Source organism: Pseudomonas sp. R28(2017) (assembly GCF_002112505.1).
GTDB lineage: Bacteria > Pseudomonadota > Gammaproteobacteria > Pseudomonadales > Pseudomonadaceae > Aquipseudomonas.
In genome coordinates, this window is sequence record NZ_NEHW01000034.1 from 1 (window position 1) to 1,491 (window position 1,491).

At 67.2% G+C, this 1,491-nt stretch carries 2 protein-coding genes; both read left to right on the top strand.

The genetic code is table 11. The features are described 5' to 3' along the window. Nucleotides 1-1,050, top strand: a 1,050-nt coding sequence (locus tag CAF78_RS27450; RefSeq protein WP_085673227.1) for a muconate cycloisomerase family protein, incomplete at its 5' end; no start/stop codon positions are given. 150 nt (nucleotides 1,051-1,200) lie between these two features. Beyond that, nucleotides 1,201-1,491: a muconolactone Delta-isomerase gene (gene catC, locus CAF78_RS27455; protein ID WP_085673229.1), complete on the top strand. Its 291-nt coding sequence runs from the start codon at nucleotides 1,201-1,203 to the stop codon at nucleotides 1,489-1,491.

Sequence of the window (1,491 nt, forward strand, 5' to 3'; positions counted from 1 at the left end):
GCGATGCACACGATGCAGCAGCAAACCCTGGTGGTGCTGCGCCTGCGCTGCAGCGACGGCGTCGAAGGCATCGGCGAGGCCACCACCATTGGCGGCCTGGCCTACGGCTACGAGAGCCCCGAGGGCATCAAGGCCAACATCGACGCGCACCTGGCCCCCGCGCTGATCGGCCTGCCCGCCGACAACATCAATGCCGCCATGCTCAAGCTCGACAAGCTGGCCAAGGGCAACACCTTCGCCAAGTCCGGCATCGAGAGCGCCTTGCTCGATGCCCAGGGCAAGCGCCTCGGCCTGCCGGTCAGCGAGCTGCTTGGCGGGCGGGTGCGTGACAGCCTGGAAGTGGCCTGGACCCTGGCCAGCGGCGACACCGCCCGCGACATCGGCGAAGCCGAACACATGCTGGACATCCGCCGGCACCGGGTGTTCAAGCTGAAGATCGGCGCCAACCCGCTGGAGCAGGACCTGAAACACGTGGTGGCGATCAAGCGCGAGCTGGGCGAACGTGCCAGCGTGCGCGTCGACGTCAACCAGTACTGGGACGAATCGCAAGCCATCCGCGCCTGCCAGGTGCTCGGCGACAACGGCATCGACCTGATCGAACAGCCGATCTCGCGCATCAACCGCGGCGGCCAGGTGCGCCTGAACCAACGCAGCCCGGCACCGATCATGGCCGACGAATCCATCGAAAGTGTCGAAGATGCCTTCAGCCTGGCCGCCGATGGCGCGGCCAGCATCTTCGCCCTGAAGATCGCCAAGAACGGCGGCCCGCGCGCCGTGCTGCGCACCGCGCAGATCGCCGAAGCGGCCGGCATCGCCCTGTATGGCGGGACCATGCTCGAAGGCTCGATCGGCACCCTGGCCTCGGCCCATGCGTTCCTCACCCTGCGCCAGCTGACCTGGGGCACCGAACTGTTCGGGCCGCTGCTGCTGACCGAAGAGATCGTCAACGAACCGCCGCAGTACCGCGATTTCCAGCTGCATGTGCCGCGTACGCCGGGGCTGGGCCTGACCCTGGACGAGCAACGCCTGGCGCGCTTTGCCCGCCGCTGAAAAACACACAACCCCTACCTGTGGGAGCGGGCTTGCCCGCGAAGCAGGCGACGCGGTGGATGGCACGGGCTTCGCCCGTGTTCGCGGGCATGCCCGCTCCCACAGGGGCCGCGTAAGCCTTCAGACATTTGCAAGACAGGAGAAAGCAACATGCTGTTCCACGTGAAGATGACCGTGAAACTGCCGGTCGACATGGACCCGGCCAGGGCCGCGCAACTGAAGGCCGACGAGAAGGAACTGGCCCAGCGCCTGCAGCGCGAGGGCACCTGGCGCCACCTGTGGCGCATTGCCGGGCACTACGCCAACTACAGCGTGTTCGACGTGCCCAGCGTCGAGGCGCTGCACGACACGCTGATGCAGCTGCCGCTGTTCCCGTACATGGACATCGAGGTCGACGGCCTGTGCCGCCACCCCTCGTCGATCCACAGCGACGACCGCTGA